Annotated in this window: 18 protein-coding genes; 9 read left to right on the forward strand and 9 right to left on the reverse strand. The window is 56.4% G+C overall.

Annotated elements, in window-relative coordinates:
• Positions 1-41: 41 nt before the first annotated feature.
• Positions 42-1,190 (reverse strand): cysteine desulfurase family protein, encoded by a 1,149-nt coding sequence (locus HW554_RS09480; RefSeq protein ID WP_176908345.1) that lies wholly within the window; start codon positions 1,188-1,190, stop codon positions 42-44.
• A gap of 211 nt (positions 1,191-1,401) precedes the next feature.
• On the reverse strand, positions 1,402-2,790 hold the full coding sequence (gene glmM, locus HW554_RS09485) for a phosphoglucosamine mutase (RefSeq protein WP_176908346.1): 1,389 nt from the start codon (positions 2,788-2,790) through the stop codon (positions 1,402-1,404).
• 169 nt (positions 2,791-2,959) lie between these two features.
• On the opposite strand from glmM, the gene mazG reads away from it, so the two are divergent.
• From mazG to HW554_RS09530, 9 genes are all read left to right on the forward strand, one after another.
• Positions 2,960-3,802, forward strand: a complete 843-nt coding sequence (gene mazG, locus HW554_RS09490) for a nucleoside triphosphate pyrophosphohydrolase (protein WP_176908347.1) — start codon at positions 2,960-2,962, stop codon at positions 3,800-3,802.
• Positions 3,803-4,099: 297 nt separating this feature from the next.
• A complete protein-coding gene (locus HW554_RS09495; RefSeq protein ID WP_176908348.1) occupies positions 4,100-4,981 on the forward strand; it encodes a MotA/TolQ/ExbB proton channel family protein in 882 nt (293 codons plus the stop codon).
• Positions 4,982-5,050: 69 nt separating this feature from the next.
• Positions 5,051-5,677: an ExbD/TolR family protein gene (locus HW554_RS09500; protein ID WP_176908349.1), complete on the forward strand. Its 627-nt coding sequence runs from the start codon at positions 5,051-5,053 to the stop codon at positions 5,675-5,677.
• A gap of 77 nt (positions 5,678-5,754) precedes the next feature.
• Positions 5,755-6,213, forward strand: a complete 459-nt coding sequence (locus HW554_RS09505; protein ID WP_317170861.1) for an ExbD/TolR family protein — start codon at positions 5,755-5,757, stop codon at positions 6,211-6,213.
• On the forward strand, positions 6,210-7,040 hold the full coding sequence (locus HW554_RS09510; protein WP_246285176.1) for an energy transducer TonB: 831 nt from the start codon (positions 6,210-6,212) through the stop codon (positions 7,038-7,040). The genes HW554_RS09505 and HW554_RS09510 overlap by 4 nt, the downstream gene beginning before the upstream one ends.
• A gap of 251 nt (positions 7,041-7,291) precedes the next feature.
• Positions 7,292-8,131, forward strand: a complete 840-nt coding sequence (locus HW554_RS09515; RefSeq protein ID WP_176908351.1) for an energy transducer TonB — start codon at positions 7,292-7,294, stop codon at positions 8,129-8,131.
• Positions 8,132-8,323: 192 nt separating this feature from the next.
• Positions 8,324-8,578 carry a hypothetical protein gene (locus HW554_RS09520; RefSeq protein WP_176908352.1) on the forward strand — a complete coding sequence of 85 codons (255 nt, stop codon included), beginning with the start codon at positions 8,324-8,326 and terminating at the stop codon, positions 8,576-8,578.
• Positions 8,568-9,524, forward strand: a complete 957-nt coding sequence (locus HW554_RS09525; protein ID WP_176908353.1) for a PstS family phosphate ABC transporter substrate-binding protein — start codon at positions 8,568-8,570, stop codon at positions 9,522-9,524. The genes HW554_RS09520 and HW554_RS09525 overlap by 11 nt, the downstream gene beginning before the upstream one ends.
• Positions 9,525-9,557: 33 nt before the next feature.
• Positions 9,558-11,177: a tetratricopeptide repeat protein gene (locus HW554_RS09530; protein ID WP_176908354.1), complete on the forward strand. Its 1,620-nt coding sequence runs from the start codon at positions 9,558-9,560 to the stop codon at positions 11,175-11,177.
• A 90-nt stretch (positions 11,178-11,267) separates the two neighbouring features.
• Here HW554_RS09530 and HW554_RS09535 read toward each other — a convergent pair whose 3' ends face one another.
• From HW554_RS09535 to HW554_RS09565, 7 genes are all read right to left on the reverse strand, one after another.
• Complete coding sequence (locus HW554_RS09535) at positions 11,268-12,386, reverse strand: RluA family pseudouridine synthase (protein WP_246285177.1); 1,119 nt, start codon at positions 12,384-12,386, stop codon at positions 11,268-11,270.
• A 125-nt stretch (positions 12,387-12,511) separates the two neighbouring features.
• Entirely contained in the window at positions 12,512-13,147 is a 636-nt protein-coding gene (locus tag HW554_RS09540; RefSeq protein WP_176908355.1) for an OmpH family outer membrane protein, read from the reverse strand.
• Positions 13,148-13,184: 37 nt separating this feature from the next.
• Positions 13,185-13,859 carry an OmpH family outer membrane protein gene (locus HW554_RS09545; RefSeq protein ID WP_176908356.1) on the reverse strand — a complete coding sequence of 225 codons (675 nt, stop codon included), beginning with the start codon at positions 13,857-13,859 and terminating at the stop codon, positions 13,185-13,187.
• Positions 13,860-13,901: 42 nt separating this feature from the next.
• A complete protein-coding gene (bamA, locus tag HW554_RS09550; RefSeq protein WP_176908357.1) occupies positions 13,902-16,439 on the reverse strand; it encodes an outer membrane protein assembly factor BamA in 2,538 nt (845 codons plus the stop codon).
• Between the two features lie 6 nt (positions 16,440-16,445).
• Complete coding sequence (locus tag HW554_RS09555) at positions 16,446-17,192, reverse strand: isoprenyl transferase (protein WP_176908358.1); 747 nt, start codon at positions 17,190-17,192, stop codon at positions 16,446-16,448.
• A 157-nt stretch (positions 17,193-17,349) separates the two neighbouring features.
• Positions 17,350-18,111 (reverse strand): type IX secretion system protein PorG, encoded by a 762-nt coding sequence (gene porG, locus HW554_RS09560; RefSeq protein ID WP_176908359.1) that lies wholly within the window; start codon positions 18,109-18,111, stop codon positions 17,350-17,352.
• A 53-nt stretch (positions 18,112-18,164) separates the two neighbouring features.
• A complete protein-coding gene (locus tag HW554_RS09565; RefSeq protein ID WP_176908360.1) occupies positions 18,165-19,055 on the reverse strand; it encodes a DUF6089 family protein in 891 nt (296 codons plus the stop codon).
• Positions 19,056-19,179 lie beyond the last annotated feature (124 nt).

The following is a 19,179-nucleotide window of genomic DNA, read 5'->3' on the forward strand; positions in this document are numbered from 1 at the left end:
CGCCGTGCGTCAGCCGAACTATTGCACAGCGAAACGCTTTGCTAGCTGACTACCTCACTTTTGCGGTACATCCTGGCCAGCTGCTCCACGGCGTAGTCCACTTCCTCCTCGGTGTTGTATTTGCTCATGGAGAAGCGGATAGTACCGCGGGCTGGGTCGCAGCCCAGGGCGCTGAGCACATGGGAGCCGGCGTTGGCCCCGCTGGTACACGCCGATCCACCCGACACGGCCACCCGGTTGATATCGAGGTTGAAGAGCAGCATCTCGTTGAACTCGGAAGGTGGCAGGCTCACGCTCAGCACCGTGTACAGGCTCTGGTCGGCTTCGGCTGAGGTTCCGTTGAACTCTACCCCATCTATTTCGGCCCGAAGCTTGGCAATAAACCGGTCTTTGAGGCCCTGGATGTGGCGCTGATGGTCGGCCATGTCGCGGTAGGCTATTTCCAGCGCTTTGGCCAGGCCCACGATGCCGTACACGTTTTCGGTGCCGGCGCGCTGGTTACGCTCCTGCGAGCCGCCCTGAATCAGCGCGTCCACGGCCTGGCCCGCGCGGCGGTACAGGAAGCCTACGCCTTTTGGACCGTGGAACTTGTGGGCCGAACCCACCAGGAAATTCACCGGCAGCTGCTGCACATCGTGCCGGTAGTGGCCCATCGTCTGCACCGTGTCGGTGTGAAATATGGCTTGGTGACGGGCACATATTTCGCCGATGGCAGCCAAATCGTTGAGGTTGCCAATTTCGTTGTTGGCGTGCATCAAACTCACGAACGTGCGCGGGTTGGCAGCCAACAGCTCTTCCAGATGGGCCAGGTCGAAGCGGCCGCTTGTATCGTGGCGCAGGTAGCTCAGCTGTATCTCGCCGCTTTTTTCCAGCGTCTGCATGGTGTGCAGCACCGCATGGTGCTCCATTTTCGAGGTGATGCCGTGCTTCAACCCCAACGGGCGCACTGTGCCGAAGGCGGCGTAGTTGTCGGCCTCGGTGCCGCCCGAGGTAAAGATAATTTCAGCCGGGGAGGCATTGATCAGGTGCGCAACCGTTTTGCGGGCGTTTTCGATGGCGGCGCGCACCTGCCGGCCGGGACCGTGGATGCTGCTGGGGTTGCCGTAGTGATTCTGCAGAAACGGCAGCATGGCGTCCAGCACTTCGGGGTCCAGCGGGGTAGTAGCGGCGTTATCGAAATACACGTTCATGAGCAAAACATAAAGGCAGTAAAAACCAGCCGGACAGACCGGGCAGCCGAAGTCACCCGCAAAAATAGCGGATTCGCGGCGGCTACCGAACAGCCCGACCCACCGGGCCATCCAAAACCCTTGGCAACCGGGCACAAAAAACCAGCCGGTACCCAGCCCTATTGGGTTGGTGCCGGCCGGTTTTAGTCTGGCCACGCCGCTAAGCAGCAGGCTAGCGGCTAATTATTTCCTTGATGTCGCCAATTATTTTGTTGGCCAGATGGTCGGCCGTGGCGTTGGACTCCGACTCAGCATAGATGCGGATGATCGGCTCGGTGTTCGATTTGCGCAGGTGCACCCACTCCTTATCGAACTCGATTTTCACGCCATCAATGGTATTTACTGGCTGGCCGGCGTAGCGCTGCTCCATCTGGGTCAGCACCTGATCGGTATTGATTTCGGGGGTCAGCTCAATCTTGTTCTTCGAGATGAAGTAGTTTGGGTATGAGGCCCGCAGGCGGGTCATGGGCAACCCGAACTTCGCCAGGTGGCTCAGAAACAGCGCAATGCCTACCAGCGAATCGCGGCCATAGTGTAGCTCGGGGTAGATGATGCCACCGTTGCCCTCGCCACCGATAACGGCCTGGGTCTCTTTCATTTTGTTCACCACGTTCACTTCGCCCACGGCCGAAGCCGCGTACTGGCCACCGTGCTTCTGGGTTACATCGCGCAGGGCGCGGGTGCTGCTCAGGTTGCTCACAGTGTTGCCGCCACCCAGCTGGCCCAGCACGTAATCGGCCACCGCTACCAGTGTGTATTCCTCGCCGAACATGCTGCCGTCTTCATTCACCAGCGCCAGCCGGTCTACATCGGGGTCCACCACAATGCCCAGGTCAAACGAGCCTTTTTCCATTAGGCGGGCAATGTCGCGCAGGTTTTCGGGCAGCGGCTCGGGGTTGTGGGCAAAGTCGCCGGTAGGCTCGCAGAACAGCTTTTCAATGGTTGTTACCCCCAGCTGCTCCAGTAGCATCGGCACGGCAAAGCCCCCGCAGGAGTTTACTGCATCTACTACTACCCGGAAGTTTCTGGCCTGAATGGCAGCTTTATCGACCAGCGGCAGAGCCAGAATGGCGTCGATGTGGGTTTGCAGAAACGTGTCGTCGGTTGCGTAAGTGCCCAGCTTGGTAACGGGCGCAAAGTCGAAGGCCTCCGCGTCGCCCAACGCCAGCACCTGCTGACCGTCGGCTTCCGAAATAAACTCGCCTTTGTCGTTGAGCAGCTTCAGCGCGTTCCACTGCTTGGGGTTGTGCGAGGCCGTGAGAATAATGCCGCCGCCAGCCTTTTTGGCGGGCACGGCCATCTCAACGGTGGGCGTAGTACTCAGGCCCAGATCGATAACATGGATGCCCAGCCCCTGCAGCGTAGCGGCCACCAGTCGGCTCACCATATCGCCCGAAAGGCGGGCGTCGCGGCCGATAACGATGGTATTGTTCTGCGTCTGCTGGAGCACCCAGGTGCCGAAGGCCGCCGCGTATTTCACAACGTCGATGGGCGTAAGGCCCTCGCCGGCCGCGCCGCCGATAGTACCCCGTATGCCGGAAATAGATTTGATAAGAGCCACGGAAAGTGCTGCTGAAGGTAGAAGGGGCAAAATGGCCCGTAAGCGGCCGCAAAAGTAACCAGCCGCCGCTGCTTTCCCTACGTAAGCGGCTACCTCTTCGGTTGAAGCAGCATGCATTACTGCCCGGCTGCTTCGGCCCAATGACCACCCGCTTTGTATATTTGGCCTGATGCAAAACGCCACCCCCAACCGCCGAACTGAACAGTTGGCCGCTTTTGGCCGCCTGCTCGACGTGCTCGACCGCCTGCGCGCCGAGTGCCCCTGGGACCGAAAACAAACCCTCGAAAGCCTGCGCCACCTCACTATTGAGGAAACTTACGAGCTCAGCGACGCCATCATCCGCCACGATCTACCCGACCTGAAAAAGGAACTCGGCGACGTGATGCTGCACTTACTGTTCTACGCCAAAATTGCCAGCGAGCAGGGTGCTTTCGATGTTGCCGACGTGCTCAATGCCCAGTGCGAAAAGCTCATCTTCCGCCACCCCCACATCTACGGCGATGTGCAGGCCGAAACCGAGGAAGAAGTAAAAAGGAACTGGGAGCAACTGAAATTGCGCGAGAAAGGCAACACTTCGGTGCTGGGCGGCGTACCCGCTTCTCTGCCGGCCCTCATTAAGGCTATGCGCATCCAGGAAAAAGCCCGCGGCGCGGGTTTCGACTGGGAGCAGCCCGAACAGGTGTGGCAGAAAGTGCAGGAGGAGCTGGCCGAGTTTGGGGAGGAGTTTGCCGATACCCCCGCCGACGCTACCGCCCCCGCCGACGTTGCGCGCACCGAACGGGCCGCCGCCGAATTCGGCGACCTGCTGTTCTCGCTCATCAACTTTGCCCGTCATGCCGGCATTAATCCGGAAGAAGCGCTGGAACGAACCAACCGAAAATTCATTCAGCGTTTTCAGTATCTTGAAACGCAATCGGCCCGCCAAGGTCATCAGTTAACCGACCTAACACTGGCGCAGATGGACGTGTATTGGGAAGAAGCGAAGCGTTTGACAGGCCGTCAAAGCGTCTAATTTTTTAGGACAAACCGCTTTTTTTTGCGGATTATGTCGGTTTAGCGCGTTTAAACACGATTTTCTTTTGGTAGCAGTCAGCTTTTTTAAGTAGGTTTGCCAAGGCTAACTTAGCTTTCTCACCCATTTCGCTGCCAAAGTCATTGTCTGTTTCTTTCTAAATGGCCAGTAACTATAACCAACTAAATGGGTCGGGCGGCAGGCAGTCCACCCACTTTTTTTACCATTTTTCAACAAGCACCTCAACCTTTCACCAACAACCCCTAATTCTCCGGACCAATGGAACAAAAGAATGCTATGAATAAGCCCGCGGCCCGGCCTGCCGCTGCCGCTACGCCAAAAGGCGACTCGAAAGGCAGTGGCTCGTCCGCATTTGCCATCATTGCCATCATCGCGGCATTCATCGTAAGCGTGCTGGTCTACATCTTCATTTTCGGTAACGGCAGCCACTTCCAGGGCGGCGACAACGCCAACAACCCTATTCCAGGTGACTACTTCGGTGTAGTGTACAAGGGTGGTCCGGTAGTACCGGTACTGATGACCATGTTCCTGTTGGTAATCATCTTCTCGATTGAGCGGGCCCTGACGCTGAGCCGTGCCAAAGGTTCGAAGAGCATCGAATCGTTCGTACGCACCATCCGTCAGAAGCTGAACGTAAACGACATCACCGGTGCCATTGCTACCTGCGACCAGCAGAAAGGCTCGGTAGCCAACGTAGTACGCGCTGGCCTGGTGAAATACCAGGAGATGTCGCGTGACCGTTACCTCGAGAAAGACCAGAAAGTACTGGCTATCCAGAAGGAAATCGAGGAATCGACGGCTCTGGAACTGCCCATGCTGGAGAAAAACCTCGTTATCATCTCGACCCTGGCTTCTATCGCCACGCTGGTAGGTCTGATTGGTACGGTACTGGGTATGATCAAGGCCTTCTCGGCTCTGGCCCAGGGTGGTGCTCCCGATGCAGTAGGCCTCGCCAACGGTATCTCGGAAGCTCTCATCAACACGGCCCTCGGTATTACCGGTTCGGCCCTGGCTATCGTTGCCTACAACTTCTTCACCAGCAAAATTGACGAGCTGACTTACAGCATCGACGAGGCTGGCTTCAGCATCATTCAGACCTTCTCGGCCCAGCACGGCGCTACCGACCACTCGGCCCCGGTTAACACGACCACCGTTTAGTTTTAGCGCCTTTGTGCACTAAAACCGCGAGTTGTTCGTTTCTGAATCACGCGTTTAATAACTCCAGCAATGCCTAAAGTAAAGCCTCACAGAACATCCCCGTCGCTCGATATGACGCCGATGGTGGATCTGGCCTTCCTGCTGGTGACTTTCTTCATGCTCACCACCAAGTTTGCCCCGGAAGAGGCCGTGGTGGTGGACACGCCTTCCTCTACTTCTGAAATCCGGCTGCCCGATTCGCATGTGCTCACCGTAGCCATCGACAAGGATAAGCGTATCTTCTTTGGCGTCAGCGACGACGAAATCAAGGAAGAGTTGCTCAAGCAGATGGGTGCTAAGTACGGTATCAGCTTTACAGCGGCTCAGTCGAAAGCTTTCCGTGGGGCCGGTGCCAGCTTTGGCACGCCCATCGAAAAGCTGCCTGCCTTGCTGAGCCTCGATCCTGAACAGCGGAAGGAGGTTAACCAAGACGGTATCCCGGCCGACTCGCTGAACAACCAGCTGATTGAGTGGGTAATTGCGGCCCGCTCGCTTAGCCAGAAGCAGTTCAACACGGCCCCTTACATCGCCATTAAGGGCGACGGACAGGCCGATGTACCGACGGTAAAGAAAGTCATCAAACTGATGCAGGAGAAGAACATTAACCGGTTCAATCTCATTACCGACCTCGAAACTAAACCGGTGGCCGGTAAATAATCCGCACAGAAATTATGGCAGAAATCCCACAAAGTGGCGGCGGCGGCGGAAAAGGCGGGAAAAAGCGGGCGAAAAAAATGTCGACCAAAATCGACATGACCCCGATGGTTGACCTGGCCTTTCTGTTGCTGACCTTCTTCATGCTGACGACCACGTTCAGCAAGCCCACCGTCATGGAAATCAACATGCCGGTGAAGCCCAAGAACGAAGAGGAGAAATCGGAAATTAAGGCATCCAATGCCTTTACCGTTCTGCTCAGCGCCGATAACAAGATTTTCTACTACGACGGACTACTTAGCGGCGACGTTAAGCCAGAGTTGAAGGAATCGAGCTACGGAGCCGATGGCATCCGGAAAGAGTTGCTCTCTCGCCATACCAACCCCAACCTCGTGGTGTTGATCAAGCCGGCTGACGACTCGAACTACAAAAACATGGTCGATATCCTCGACGAAATGAACATCACCGACCAGAAAAAGTATGCGTTGGTAGACATTTCGAAGGCTGATACCGAACTGATTAAATCTTCTGGATTATGATGGACAACACGCAGTTGGCCAATGCCTCCCTCGACGATATCGTCTTCGAGGGGCGCAATAAGGCCTACGGGGCTTACATAATCCGGCGGGTGTATGGCAAGCACGTAACCCGGGCTGTTTTGATTTCCGTAGCCATTGTCGCCATTCTGATTGCTTTCCCGCTTGTTGCGCGGATGCTGAAGAAGGACGATGTGGTAGTGGAAGACAAGATGCTCAAGGTAAACGAGCTGATGGAAGCGCCCCCGCTGGACAAAAACATTCCCCCGCCCCCACCGCCACCACCACCGGAGGCGCCACCACCGCCACCACCCAAGCTCTCCACCATTAAGTTCACCCCGCCCGTTGTAAAGAAGGACGAGGAGGTACGTAAGGAAGAAATTCCGGACCAGGAAGAGCTGAAGGAGAAAACAGTGGCCGCGGTGACGATTAAGGGCAACACCGACAACCCTGCCGACCTGAAAGGGCTGGAGCCCGGTGAGGGCGACAAGGCAGTGGAAGCGGTAGTTGAAACCAAGCCGTACACCTACGTAGAGCAGATGCCGGTATTCCCCGGCGGACAAGAAGCGCTACTGGCATACATTGCCAAGAACACCAAGTACCCGGCCATGGCTCTGCGCAATCAGGTAGAAGGCCGCGTATTCGTTAAGTTCGTAGTAGGTCCTGATGGATCTGTTTCGAATGTAGAGGTGCAGAAAGGCATTGGTGCCGGTTGCGACGAAGAGGCTATGCGGGTTGTTAAAAGCCTGCCGCGTTTCACACCGGGCAAGCAGAACGGCCGGGCAGTATCGGTTTACTACACAGTGCCGATTACCTACTCGATCAAGTAACGCTGGCTGACCGCTTGCGGCAACCAATTTCTTAAACCCCAAACCCGACACTCGTCTGGTTTGGGGTTTTTGCTTTTACGGTTATACCCGTTTGGGTCTATAAGTATCGGTTTCGAAAAATATAGTCGGCACGCATACTACCCGTAACAGCGCAGGCGTTTACTATCTGAAAGCCAGCGCATGGGGAGTAGCAGAGGGTAGGCATGGCTTGGGAAGTTTAACGTGTTTCGTTCACTTAATTCCTATACGCCATGACCACCAACGCACCTATTTCTCTACCCTCCCTCGACGACATCGTGTTCGAGGGACGCAATAAAGCCTACGGGGCCTACGCGCTACGTCAGCTTTATGGCCGCCACCTCTTCCGGGCCGTAGCAATGGCCGTGGCCCTGGCGGCGCTGCTTATTGCCGTGCCGCTTGGCATCAGCTACTTGTGGCCGGCGGTGGTGGTGGTGCCGCCCATTGTACCAACCGGACCGGTAATCGATATTCTGCCACCGCCTACCATCGCGCAGCCGCCGGTGGTAACGCCGCCACCCAGCTCGCAGGCTACTATCACGCTACGCACGGAGCTCAGCGAAAACCTGCCGCCCACGGTAGTTGATGATGTGCAGCCACAAAAGCCCCAGCAGCCCGATGTAGCTGCGCCAGATATAAACGGGCCGGTGGCGCTGGGCAGCATCAACCGCGACGGTACCGGTGGTTTTGCCGATACGGCTGGTCCTGGCGCACCGGGCAACGACTCGGCAGCTAACCCGGCGGCTCCGGCCGTTACCAAGCCTTTTGTTTCGGTAGAGGTGATGCCTGAGTTTGCCGGCGGCCAGGCAGCGCTGGCCAAATACCTGCAGCGCAACCTCCACTACCCTACCCCGGCCCTTAAAGCGGGCGTTGGCGGCCGGGTGTACATTGCTTTCACCGTGAACACCGACGGCTCCATTACCGATGTGGAAGTGCTCAAGGGCTTGGGCTACGGTACCGATGAGGAAGCCAGCCGGGTTATCCGGAAGATGCCCGCCTGGAAACCCGGCTACCAGAACAACCGCGCTGTGCCAGTGCGCTACAACCTGCCCATTACGTTCACTTATCAATAGTTCTGGCAACCAGCTGCGGGCAGCCCGTAAAATCATCTTTTTTGTCGTTGGCACCCAACTGGTGAAATAACCAGTTGGGTGTCTGCGTTTCTGCCTACCAGTGTACAACGGCAACCGGCAGCCGAACAAAAAGCGCTTATTTTTACGTTTGCTCCTTACCCGGATCTTTTTGCTCTGCTTCACTCAGTTATTATGTCCAACCTGCCGCATACCCACGAACGCCTGGGCCGTCCTAGCCAGTCGCCCGGCCTGATACGCTACTTCACCCTGTTTATGGCTGTGCTTTACATGGCGCTGGGGATAAGCTTATGGCTGGTGCCGGCCGGTATGCTCCGGCTCGACGAGATGGCCCGTAAACTGTTGTCTGGTGTCTTCGTATTTTACGGAATCATTAGATTTGTTCGCACCTATCAACAGTACTTCAAAAAGAACCGGCATGAAGCATAGCATTCTTACGGGCCTGACGGCTGGTTTGCTCGGAGTAACAGGCCTCGCTGGCTGCAACGGCGACAATAAGTCGGCGGCGGTTCTCGACACACCAACCAGTGGCAACATCCGCATCGGAGTAGATGAGACCTTTGCCCCCATCATCAAGTCGGAGGTCGATACCTTTCAAAAGCTGTACCCGGGTGCCCGCATAGAGGCCGTTTACCAGCCCGAGCGCGACGTAATGCAGGCTTTCCTGGATGACAGTGTGCGGCTGGCTGTTGTATCGCGCCAGCTGACGGAGGCCGAGTTGGCTCGCTTTAAAAGTATCCAGATAGTACCCCGCGCCATTCGGATCGGGGTAGATGGCGTTGCCATCATCCTGCACCCCAGTAACCCCGATTCGTTGCTGACGACGGCCCAGCTGCGCGGTATTTTCACGGGCCAGCTTACCCAGTGGAACCAGCTGAGCCCCGGCAATAAGAAGGGCGAGATTACGGCCGTTTTCGACAACAATAATTCCAGTACTGCCCGCTTTGTGCAGGATTCCATCACGCGCGGCGCGGCACTGGCCAAAGGTATTTTTGCCTCCGAGTCGAACCCGGCCCTACTGGATTACGTTGCGAGTCATCCGAACGCTATTGGCGTAATTGGCGTGAACTGGATTTCGGACCGCGACGATAAGGGAGTTCAAAAGCTACTTGGACGCGTGCGCGTTGCGGGCATCAGTGCCAAAGCTGGCAATAGCACTCCCGACGACTACGTGCAGCCCTACCAAGCGTATCTGGCCCAGAAAACATACCCACTCCGACGCGAGCTGTATATCATCAGCCGCGAGGCCCGGGCAGGTCTTGGCACCGGTTTTGCATCGTTCGTGGCAGGCAACAAGGGCCAGCTCATTATGCTCAAGTCCGGTTTAATGCCCGCCACCGGCCAGGTTCGTATCATTGACGTGAAATCGAACTGATTTTTTCCTTACAATACACCAACCACTTCTCTTATGAACATTAAGCCCTGGAAGCTCACACTCCTCGCTGCTTTATCTGTTTCCGGCACTGCCGCCCTGGCCCAGAACACGGCCGTGGAAAAGGCGCTGCAAATGGAGCGCTACAATGAAGCCCGGTCTACGCTTCTTCGGCAGGGTCAGTCCAACGAAACTTCGTTTCAGTTGGGCCGCCTGTATCAGTTGCGCCAGATGCCTGATTCGGCTGCGTACTACTTCAGCCGTATCAGCTTCGACAAGAAGGAACCGATGACCATGATTGCCGCCGGCCGTGCCGCGCTGGCTAAAGGCAACGCCACGGAGGCGCAGGCCAAGTTCGACGAAGCCGTAAAGGCCTCGAAGGGTAAAGACCTCAGTGTATTCACCATGATTGCCCAGGCGTATGCCGAATCGGGCACCAAGGACGTTAGCAAGGCGCTGGAATACGTGAAAGAAGGCGAGAAATTCGCTGCCAAGACCGGCAAAGACGATGCGGCTCTTATGATTGCCCGCGGCGACCTGTATCAGAAGATCGAAACAGGTGGCGGCGAGGCCATGAACAGCTACGAGCGCGCCAATACCGGCGAGCCGAACAACGTGCAGGCATACGTTCGGCGCGGACAGCTGGCGTTACGCTCCCGCGACTACAACCGCGCCAAGGAGAACTTCGAGAAGGCCATCAGCATCGACGCAAATTACGCGCCGGCTTACAACGCCCTGGCCGAAACCTATTACTTCGCCGGCCGCTACGACGACGCGTTGGCTCAGTTCCAGAAGTACACCGCTCTGGCCGAGAATTCGACCGAAACCACAGCCAAGAACGCGGCCTTCCTGTACCTGACCGAGAAGTATCCGGAGGCAATGGTGGAGATTGACAAAGTGCTGGCCACCGACCCTAATAACCTCGCCATGAACCGCATCAGAGCATACTCGTTGTACGAGATGGGCAAGAACGATGAGGCGATGACCGCTATGCAGCAGTACATGACTGTAGCCAAGGCGCAGGACAAGCTGATTGCCGACGACAACGTATACTACGGCAAGATGCTGATCAAGAGCGGTAAAACGGCCGAAGGTGCCGCGCTGGTTGATGCCGCCATCAAGGCTGACCCCAAGAAGGCAACCGAGCTGCGCAAGGAGCTGGCCAAGGCCTACCTTGCAGCCAAGGACTACCCCAAGGCCATCGCAGCTTACCGGCAGATGATGCAGGAGAACAACGGTGGAGAGCTGACCGACAAAGTGTACCTCGCCCGGGCTTACGAGCAGAACGAGCAGTACATGCCCGCCGACAGCCTCTACGGTGCCTTGCTGAAGGAGCGCCCCGAGTACGTGCCCGGATACCAGATGCGCGCCCGCGCCAACGCCAACCTCGATCCTGACTCGAAGAAGGGCTTAGCCAAGCCTTACTATGAGGAGTATATCAAGATGGCTACTGCTTCTGACAAGCCCGAGAGCTACAAGTCGGGCCTTGTAGAAGCCAACAAGTACCTGGGTTACTACTACTACCAGAAGGGGGATAAGACTGCCTCGCTGCCCTACTGGCAGCAGGCCCTGACCCTGAACCCCGCCGACGAGCAGGCCAAGACGGCTATCGATGCCATCACCAAGCCCGCTAAAGCTCCGGCCCGTCGGAAGTAGAGCACGCAACAGGCTGCTTTATCAAGCTAAAAAAGGAAAAGCCCGCTACTTCGGTAGCGGGCTTTTTTCGTGTCTTGTCGAAAACCTCTGTTAGCTGGTGGCCGGTGCGTCGGCGTGCTCCTCCCACATTTTCAGTACGTCTGCAAAATCGGCCGGTAGCTCGGCTTCGAACTGCATGAACTCGCGGCTGATGGGATGCTCGAAGCCCAGGGATTTGGCGTGCAGGGCCTGCCGGGGAAGCAAGGCCAGGGCTTTCTCAGCAAATGCCTTATAAGCCCCCGTACGTTGCCCATATACCACCCGGTCGCCGCCATAGGTAGCGTCGCCGAACAGTGGGTGGCCGATATGCTTCATGTGCACCCGAATCTGGTGGGTGCGGCCGGTTTCGAGGTTGCACTGCACCAGCGCCACCTGCCCAAAGGCTTGCAGCACTTTATAGTGCGTAACCGCCGTGCGGCCATAATCCCCCTCAAACGGAAACACGGCTTGCACCTTACGGTCCTTTATACTGCGGCCGATGTTGGTGCTGATGGTACCCTGCGCCTCGGCGGGCACGCCCCATACCAGCGCCAGGTAGGTACGCTCAATAGTATGGTGGAAAAACTGGTTCGACAGGTAGGTCATGGCATACTCCGACTTGCCGATAACAAGCAGCCCCGACGTGTCCTTATCGATGCGGTGTACAAGGCCGGGGCGCACTTCGCCATTACGGCCAGTGGGCAGGTTGGCGAGGTGGTGCGCCAACCCGTTTACCAGCGTGCCCTGCCAGTGCCCGAAGGCCGGGTGCACGACCAACCCGGCCGGCTTGTTCACCAGCAACAGTTCCGGGTCTTCGTAACGAATATCGAGGTCCATAGGCTCGGGCATCACCTTGAACTCGCGAGGCGGCTCCGGCAGCGTCACCGTGATAATATCGAGCGGCTTGACGCGGTAGTTGGATTTCACCGCCTGGCTATTGACCTGCACAGCTCCGGCCAGAATAGCATTTTGAATGCGGGTGCGCGACGTTTTAGGGATGCGCAGCAGCAGAAACTTATCCAGCCGTAGCAGCTCCTGCTTGCGGTTGGCCTGAATGCGGTGATGCTCGTACAGTTCGTCGCCCCCTTCACTGTCATCACCCTCATCATCGGCCAGCTCTCCGGCAGGGAGTTCCTTGGGGGTAGGCGTGTGCATATTGGGCGCAGGGAATTCTTGTTCCAGTTCTGCCATATAGCGGAAAAATTGGTGGTCCGGAGTACGCCCGTGAGGGGGGCGCGACGTGGTAGCAAACAGCAGCAGCCGGGGCAAAAGCCCCGGCTGCGCCGGTAAAGCCGTAAGGTAACGCGCCGGGGCGCTTACTTCTTAGTTTTAGTCTTGGTTTTGGTAGCGGCGGCGGGCACGGCCGAAGCAGCTGGAGCAGCTGGTGTGGTTACCTTGGCAGCACTGGCAGCACCGGGCGTAATACCCATTTTCTTCAGCACCAGATCCGAAATATCACCCTCCTTGGGACCGTGCAGCAGTACTGGGCTGGCACCGTCGGAGTTGAGCACATACGTAAAGCCGTTTTCATTCGCTACGGCATCAATGGTCTGCTGCAGCTTGTCGAGAGCAGGCTTGAGCAGGGTCTGCTGCTTCTGCTGCAACGACGTTTCGGCGCTCTGCTGGAACTCCTGAATCGACTGCTGCAGGTTCTGCAACTCCTTCTGCTTGTCGGCCCGCACGGGGTCGGGCATGGTAGCGGCACCCTTCTGGAAGGCTTCGCCCTTGGCCTGGTACTCGGCGTATTTGGTGTCGAGCTGGTTTTTGAGCTGGGTGCTATAATCTTTCAGCTGCGACTCAATCTGCTTGCTTTCGGGCATCTGGCTCAGCACATACTCCACGCTGGTGTAGCCGATTTTCAGCGGCGCCTGGGCCAACGATGCGGTAGCGGTAGTGAGGGTAAGAGCGGCAATAGCCAGAGCAACGCGGATTTTGTTCATGGTAGTCGTCATCAAAAAAGGAAAAAGTCAGAAAGTTGAATATACAAAGTTACTTCTTTCGGCTGGCTGGACGGGCAGCGGGCTGGCGGGGGGCCGGTTCGTCGTTGTCGGCCGTTGGGGTGTTGCCGGCGGGGGTAGTAGGGGGCGTAATGGTTTTTACCGGTCCCTTCTGGCCCGGCTGGTTGGCATCGGGCGAGGCCAGGCCTAACTCCTCAAGCACAAATTCGGTGTAGTCGTGCACGGGATTGGTATAAAGCATGGTCAGGTCGCCCGATTTATCGAAAACAATGGCCAACTGCTTTTTCTTGGCCACCTTCTCGATGGCCTCGAATACTACATCCTGCACTGGCTTGGTTAGTTCCTGCCGTTTGCGGAACAACTGGCCTTCAAAGCCAAATATCTTGTTAGTGTTGGTTTTGATGTCCTGCTCTTTGGCCAGAATTTCGTCCTGACGCTTTTTCTTCATGGCTTCCGTCAGAACGACTTCTTCGGCCTGATAATTCCGAAGCAGCTTATCTAGTTCCGCTTTCTGATTTTCCAGGTCCTTCTGCCAGTTGGCGGCCTGGGTGTTCAGCTCCTGCTGCGCCTGCGCATATGCCGGCAGCTTACCCAGAACAAACTCAGAATCGACATAGCCAAACTTCTGAGCCTGCGCCTTGGGAGCACCCAACAATACCAACAACAGGGCCAAAGCGGCCGAAACGCGGAAAATTAAGTGGTTCATGCTGTTGAAAAAATGGTGGCCCCGGCCCGCTCACCATTGGCGCTACCGAATTTGCTGGCCGATGATGAAGTGGAAGATACCGGTCTTCTGCGCCGAACCGCCAGCTACGCGCGGCACTTGGTCGAAGCCCCAGCCGTAGTCAAAGCCTAGCAAACCGAATGCCGACATGAAAACGCGGGCACCCACGCCTGCCGAGCGATACAGCTTGTAAGGATTATAGTTGGTGTAGTTATCGAACGAGTTACCCGCTTCGGCGAAGCTAAGCACGTACACCGTAGCCGCCGGGTTGAGGCTGACTGGATAACGCATTTCCATTACGAACTTATTGTACACAACCCCGCCCGCCGAGTTCGAGCGAGCTGTCGGAATAGCATTTGACTCGTTGGGGTCGGCGTAGCCTCGCAAACCGATAAACTCGGTACCAGCAATAAAATTGGCCTGTCCGCCGAAGCCCAGACCGGCACCGCCCATCTTAAATCGCTCGAAAGGCCCAATTTGCCGGCCCGGATTATACGTCCCGATAAAGCCAAAGTGCGCCCGGGTATTGAGCACCAGCTTACCCACAATGGGCGTAAACCACGAGGCATCAAACATCCACTTATGGAATTCCACCCACTCGATTACGTCTGGGTGAGCCCCCGGAAATACCGAATACGGCGGCGTCAGGCTCAGGCTCAACGACAGCGAGGAGCCACGCCGCGTAAAGGTCGGGTTGTCGATACTGTTGCGCGAGAGCGTAGTGTTGAGCGTAATATTGGTTGCGTTACCCGAACCAGTTGGGAAGAAGCCTCCACCAATATCACCGTAGCGGTCGAGTTTATATTGCGTTATCGAAAGGCCGTTGGTAAGCGTAAAGTAGTCGTCGGGCCAGCGCAGGCGGCGCCCCAAGGCCAAACTGGCACCGTTGGTTTTGAGAGACCCCGCATTGGCGTCGAAGCTGCTGCCGTTGCGCAGAATCGTTTTAGTCAGGCTTACCGACAGCGAGTTGGGCTTACGCCCGCCCAGCCAGGGCTCGGTAAACGAGAACGAGTAGGCCTGATACTGGGGGCCGTTGGCCTGCACGTTCAGCGCCAGGCGCTGGCCGTCGCCCGATGGCACGGGCGTCCAGTTCTTCAGGGTAGCGGCTTTGCGTAGCGAGAAGTTGTTGAACACCAAGCCCACCGTACCGATAAAGCCTGCGTAACCGCCCCAACCGCCCGAAAGCGTAATCTGGTCGGAGGGTTTCTCTTCTACCGTGTAATTGATATCCACGGTGCCGTCGGCTTGGTTGGGCACCGGGTTAAGACCGATTTTCTCGGGGTCGAAGTAGCCCAGGGTAGCCAACTCACGCTGGCTGCGAATCAGGTTTTCGCGGCTGAACTTGTCGCCAGGCAAGGTATAAAGCGTCCGGCGCACCACGTGGTCGGAGGTTTTGGTATTGCCTGCAATCCTTACCTCCTTCACCCGCGCCTGCACGCCCTCCGACACGCGCATCTCGATGTCGATGGAGTCACCATCCACGCGCGTCTCCACCGGCTCAATGTTAAAGAACAGGTAGCCGTCGTTCATGTAAAGCGACGTTACATCCTGGCCGGTAGGGTTGTAGTTAAGACGCTTATCAAGCGTCTCCTTGCTGTACACGCTGCCCTCCTTGATGCCCAGCACCGAGGCCAGCGTCTTGTCGTCGTAGAGGTAGTTGCCGTTCCAGCTGATGTTGCGGAAGTAATATTTCGGCCCCTCATCTACTCTTACGGTCAGCTTCAATCCGTCATCCACCCGTGTCAGCGAGTCCGACACGATAGTCGCGTCGCGGTAGCCCTGCGCGTTGTAGAAGTCAAGCAGCAGCTGTTTATCGTCCGCAAACTCCTTCGCTTGGTACTTGCCCGAGTTGAAGAACTTGGGAAATTTCTTCTCTTTGGTTTTCTTGAACTTACCTTTCAGCTTGCCATCAGTGAAGGCCGTGTTACCCACGAAATCAATCTCCTCAATTTTGACTTTGGAGCCCTTGTCCACGTTAATGGCCAGCACCACGCTGTTCGACAGCGACGAGTCGGGCCGTTGCACAATGTTCACCTTGGCGTCGAGAAACCCCTTGTTGGTGTAGAACTTGCGCACCTGGGCACGGGTGTTGCTCAGCAGCGCATCGGTTACCACCTTGCCGCGGATGAGCTTGATCTTGTTTCTCAGCTCTTCCCCCTGCCCTTTGCTAATGCCCTCAAAAACGAATTTCGACAGCCGGGGGCGCTCCTTGAGGTTGAAATCCAGGAACACACGGCCGCTTTCCACGCGGGCAATGCTCACGCTCACGTCGCCCAGAATCCCTTGGTCCCAGAGCTTGCGGATAGCCCGGCCGATTTCCTCACCCGGAATCGTGATGGGGTCCCCCACTTTCAGGCCCGAGAGGCCAATAAGGGTGTTAGGATCGAGGTAGCGGGCGCCGCTGATGGTGATGCCGCCCAGCGTATAGCGCTGGGGCTCATCGGCCGTGCTGCTTGCAGCGGCTGGAGCGGCTACCTGGCCTAGGGCGGTAGTAAGCGGTGCCGTGCCCAGCGTAAAAGCCAGGGCGGCTACCGGAAGGATTTTGTGGTAGGGAGAACTCATCTTCGATTACGAAACGGTTAGCTGCTCACTGGTTTTACCGAACCGACGCTCCCGCTGTTGGTAGGCCCGCAGGGCATCATAAAGGTGCTGGCGCCGAAAATCGGGCCAGAGCAAATCGGTAATGAACAGTTCCGTGTAGGCCAGTTGCCACAACAGGAAATTACTTATGCGCTGCTCGCCACTGGTGCGGATGAGCAGTTCGGGGTCGGGAATGCCGGCCGTGGAAAGATAGCCAGCCACGGTAGCCTCGGTTACCTGCTCGGGCTGGAGCCGGCCGGCCGCTACCTCCGTAGCAATACGGCGGCTGGCCTGTGCCAAGTCCCAGCGGCCGCTATAGCTCAGGGCCAGTACCAGCGTCATGCGGCTACCATCTTTGGTCAACTCCATCGCCTCAGCCAGTTCTTTTTGACACGAGGCCGGCAGATTGTCAATCTGACCGATGGCTTGCAACCGGATGCTGTTTTTGAGCAGCGTGGGCGTCTCCTTGCGGATGGTATGCACCAGCAATTGCATCAGGGCCGTCACTTCGATGGCCGGACGCGCCCAGTTTTCAGTCGAGAAGGCGTAAAGCGTCAGGTAGCGCACGCCGGCTTCGGCCGCACCTTCCACCGTCTCCCGAACTGCCGTAATGGCACTCTGGTGGCCGAAGATGCGTAAGCCACCCTTCTGCTTGGCCCAACGGCCATTGCCATCCATAATTATGGCAACGTGGGCTGGAATATTTTGGGAATCAATTTCGGACCGGACGGCCATTGGCGCTTTTTGCGTAAAGAGGTCGCAAGTTACGTAAATGGTTGCATTACTTGTCCCACAATGCCGACTACCACCGCTCCCTTTTAACAACCAGCGGCCCCCGCCACGATGCGTAACGGAGGCCGGGCAGACTTATTGGCTTTGTAGCCTTTAAAGTCTACTTCTTCTTCCCCTTGTCGTCGCTTTTATCGGGGCAGTGGATTTTATAGAAGGTATACGAAACGCTCAGCCCGTTGTAGAGATACCAGTCCTGATCATTCGGATTACCTATCCTATCGGTCTGCCCACGGCTCTTACCATCAATGTGGTCCAGATTGTCGGTAAAGGTCTTGCGGGCACCCACTTCCAACCCTAAGTTCCAGTGCCTCGAAAGCGCATATTTGAATCCGACTGCTACCGGCACGGCCAGACTCAGCGTGCTCCCCTTCTTATCCAACGCTGGAAAAGCATTACTCTCTACCTCCGTATTGGCATAAAAGCCCGCTACGCCTATAAATACATAGGGCGTAAAATGCACCTTATCAAGCCGGTCATGGAAATCGAAAAAATTGTATTCGATGCCACCCGAAAGTTCCAACAAATTGCCCTTCAGATGGGCGTCGCGGTAGGCCGATAGTGGCGGCAAATTGCCGTTGAGCCCACGCACATTGCGGTCATCGGCCCGCAGCATGCCGCCCATCAGAGCAGCCCGGGCCGTTACAGCGCCCGAAAGGTCGCGACGGTAAAAGGCCGTTATAGCGGGGCGGTTATTGCGAAACTGGTAGTATGGGGCAAGTTCGCCTTTGTACACAAGCCCACCTGCACCTAGCCCGATTTCACTGGTTGTCTGGGCTCCGGGAACCTGTGCCTGAACGGTAGCACTAAAAAAAACGCTCCCCACCGACCCGAAGCCGACAAGGAGCGTTTTAAGAGAATTCACTTTTATCATTAGACTGACTGGCAGTTGAGTAATACGACAGCCAGTAAGAATGGCTACCGGAATTTAGGGTTACGAACCCGCGGTGCAAGTATATAGTTTACCGAAACACCCAGCGTGGTGTACCAGTCATTCTCATTGCTCTTGCCGCGCTGGTAGCCACTCTGTACACTTTTATCCCAAGTACCGTCGGGTTTACCTGACAGGCTCGTAATGTCCCAGCCAAAGTACTTCGCGTTATCCGAACCCAAAGACTCACGGCTAGCCACATAGTTGGTGCTTACATCATCCAAATAGTCAGTAAACGTCTTGCGGAAACCCAATTCTAAGCCAATATCGAAACTCTTATTGAGCTTATAACGGGCACCAGCACCGAAAGGAATAACGAACTGCGTCAGGCTATAGCCGCTCGACTGTCCTTCCGTCCTCAACGGCTGCAGGGCTACTATATTGCCAGTTGCGTTTTCTCCTTTTGGATTATGGCGGATAACACCTACACCGCCAAACAGATAAGGAACAAAATCAGGCCGCTTGATATAGTTATTGCGGTTCTCAACTAAGTCGAAGATACCTACGCCGGCTAGCTCAAAGATGTCATTCCGAAAGTTCATGTTCCGGTTGTAACGAAATTTTGCATCCTGATCATTCTGATCAGCAGCTTTGGAATCGTCTCCCGTAATACGGCCATAGGAGAGCGAGGCGCGGGCCGATATCCGGGGCGCGAAACGATGGGTGAACGTCAGTCCGAGGTTGGGGCGGGTGGCGCCGGCACGGAAGCTGGGAATGCTGGGCTTCGGCGTAATGTCGCCGAAGTAGTTCATGGCATTCAGCGACACACCAACCGTGTTGTACTGCTTGCGCTTGCTGAATTGCTGCGCATCAGCCTCCGATGCTAGCATCGTGAGAGCCAACAGCGGGGCGGCGGTAAGGGCGAAAAACTGCTTCATACTCTGGCGTTATTTAAAAATAGCGGTTCCGGGGAGGGAGCCGAAAGTGTAAAAATCACAGTTTCAGCCGACGACAAAAGTAAGGCTTCGTGTGAACTAAAAAAAGAAATGTCCAAAAAAAGGA

Source organism: Hymenobacter lapidiphilus (genome assembly GCF_013377885.1).
In the GTDB taxonomy this organism is placed as follows: Bacteria; Bacteroidota; Bacteroidia; order Cytophagales; family Hymenobacteraceae; genus Hymenobacter; species Hymenobacter lapidiphilus.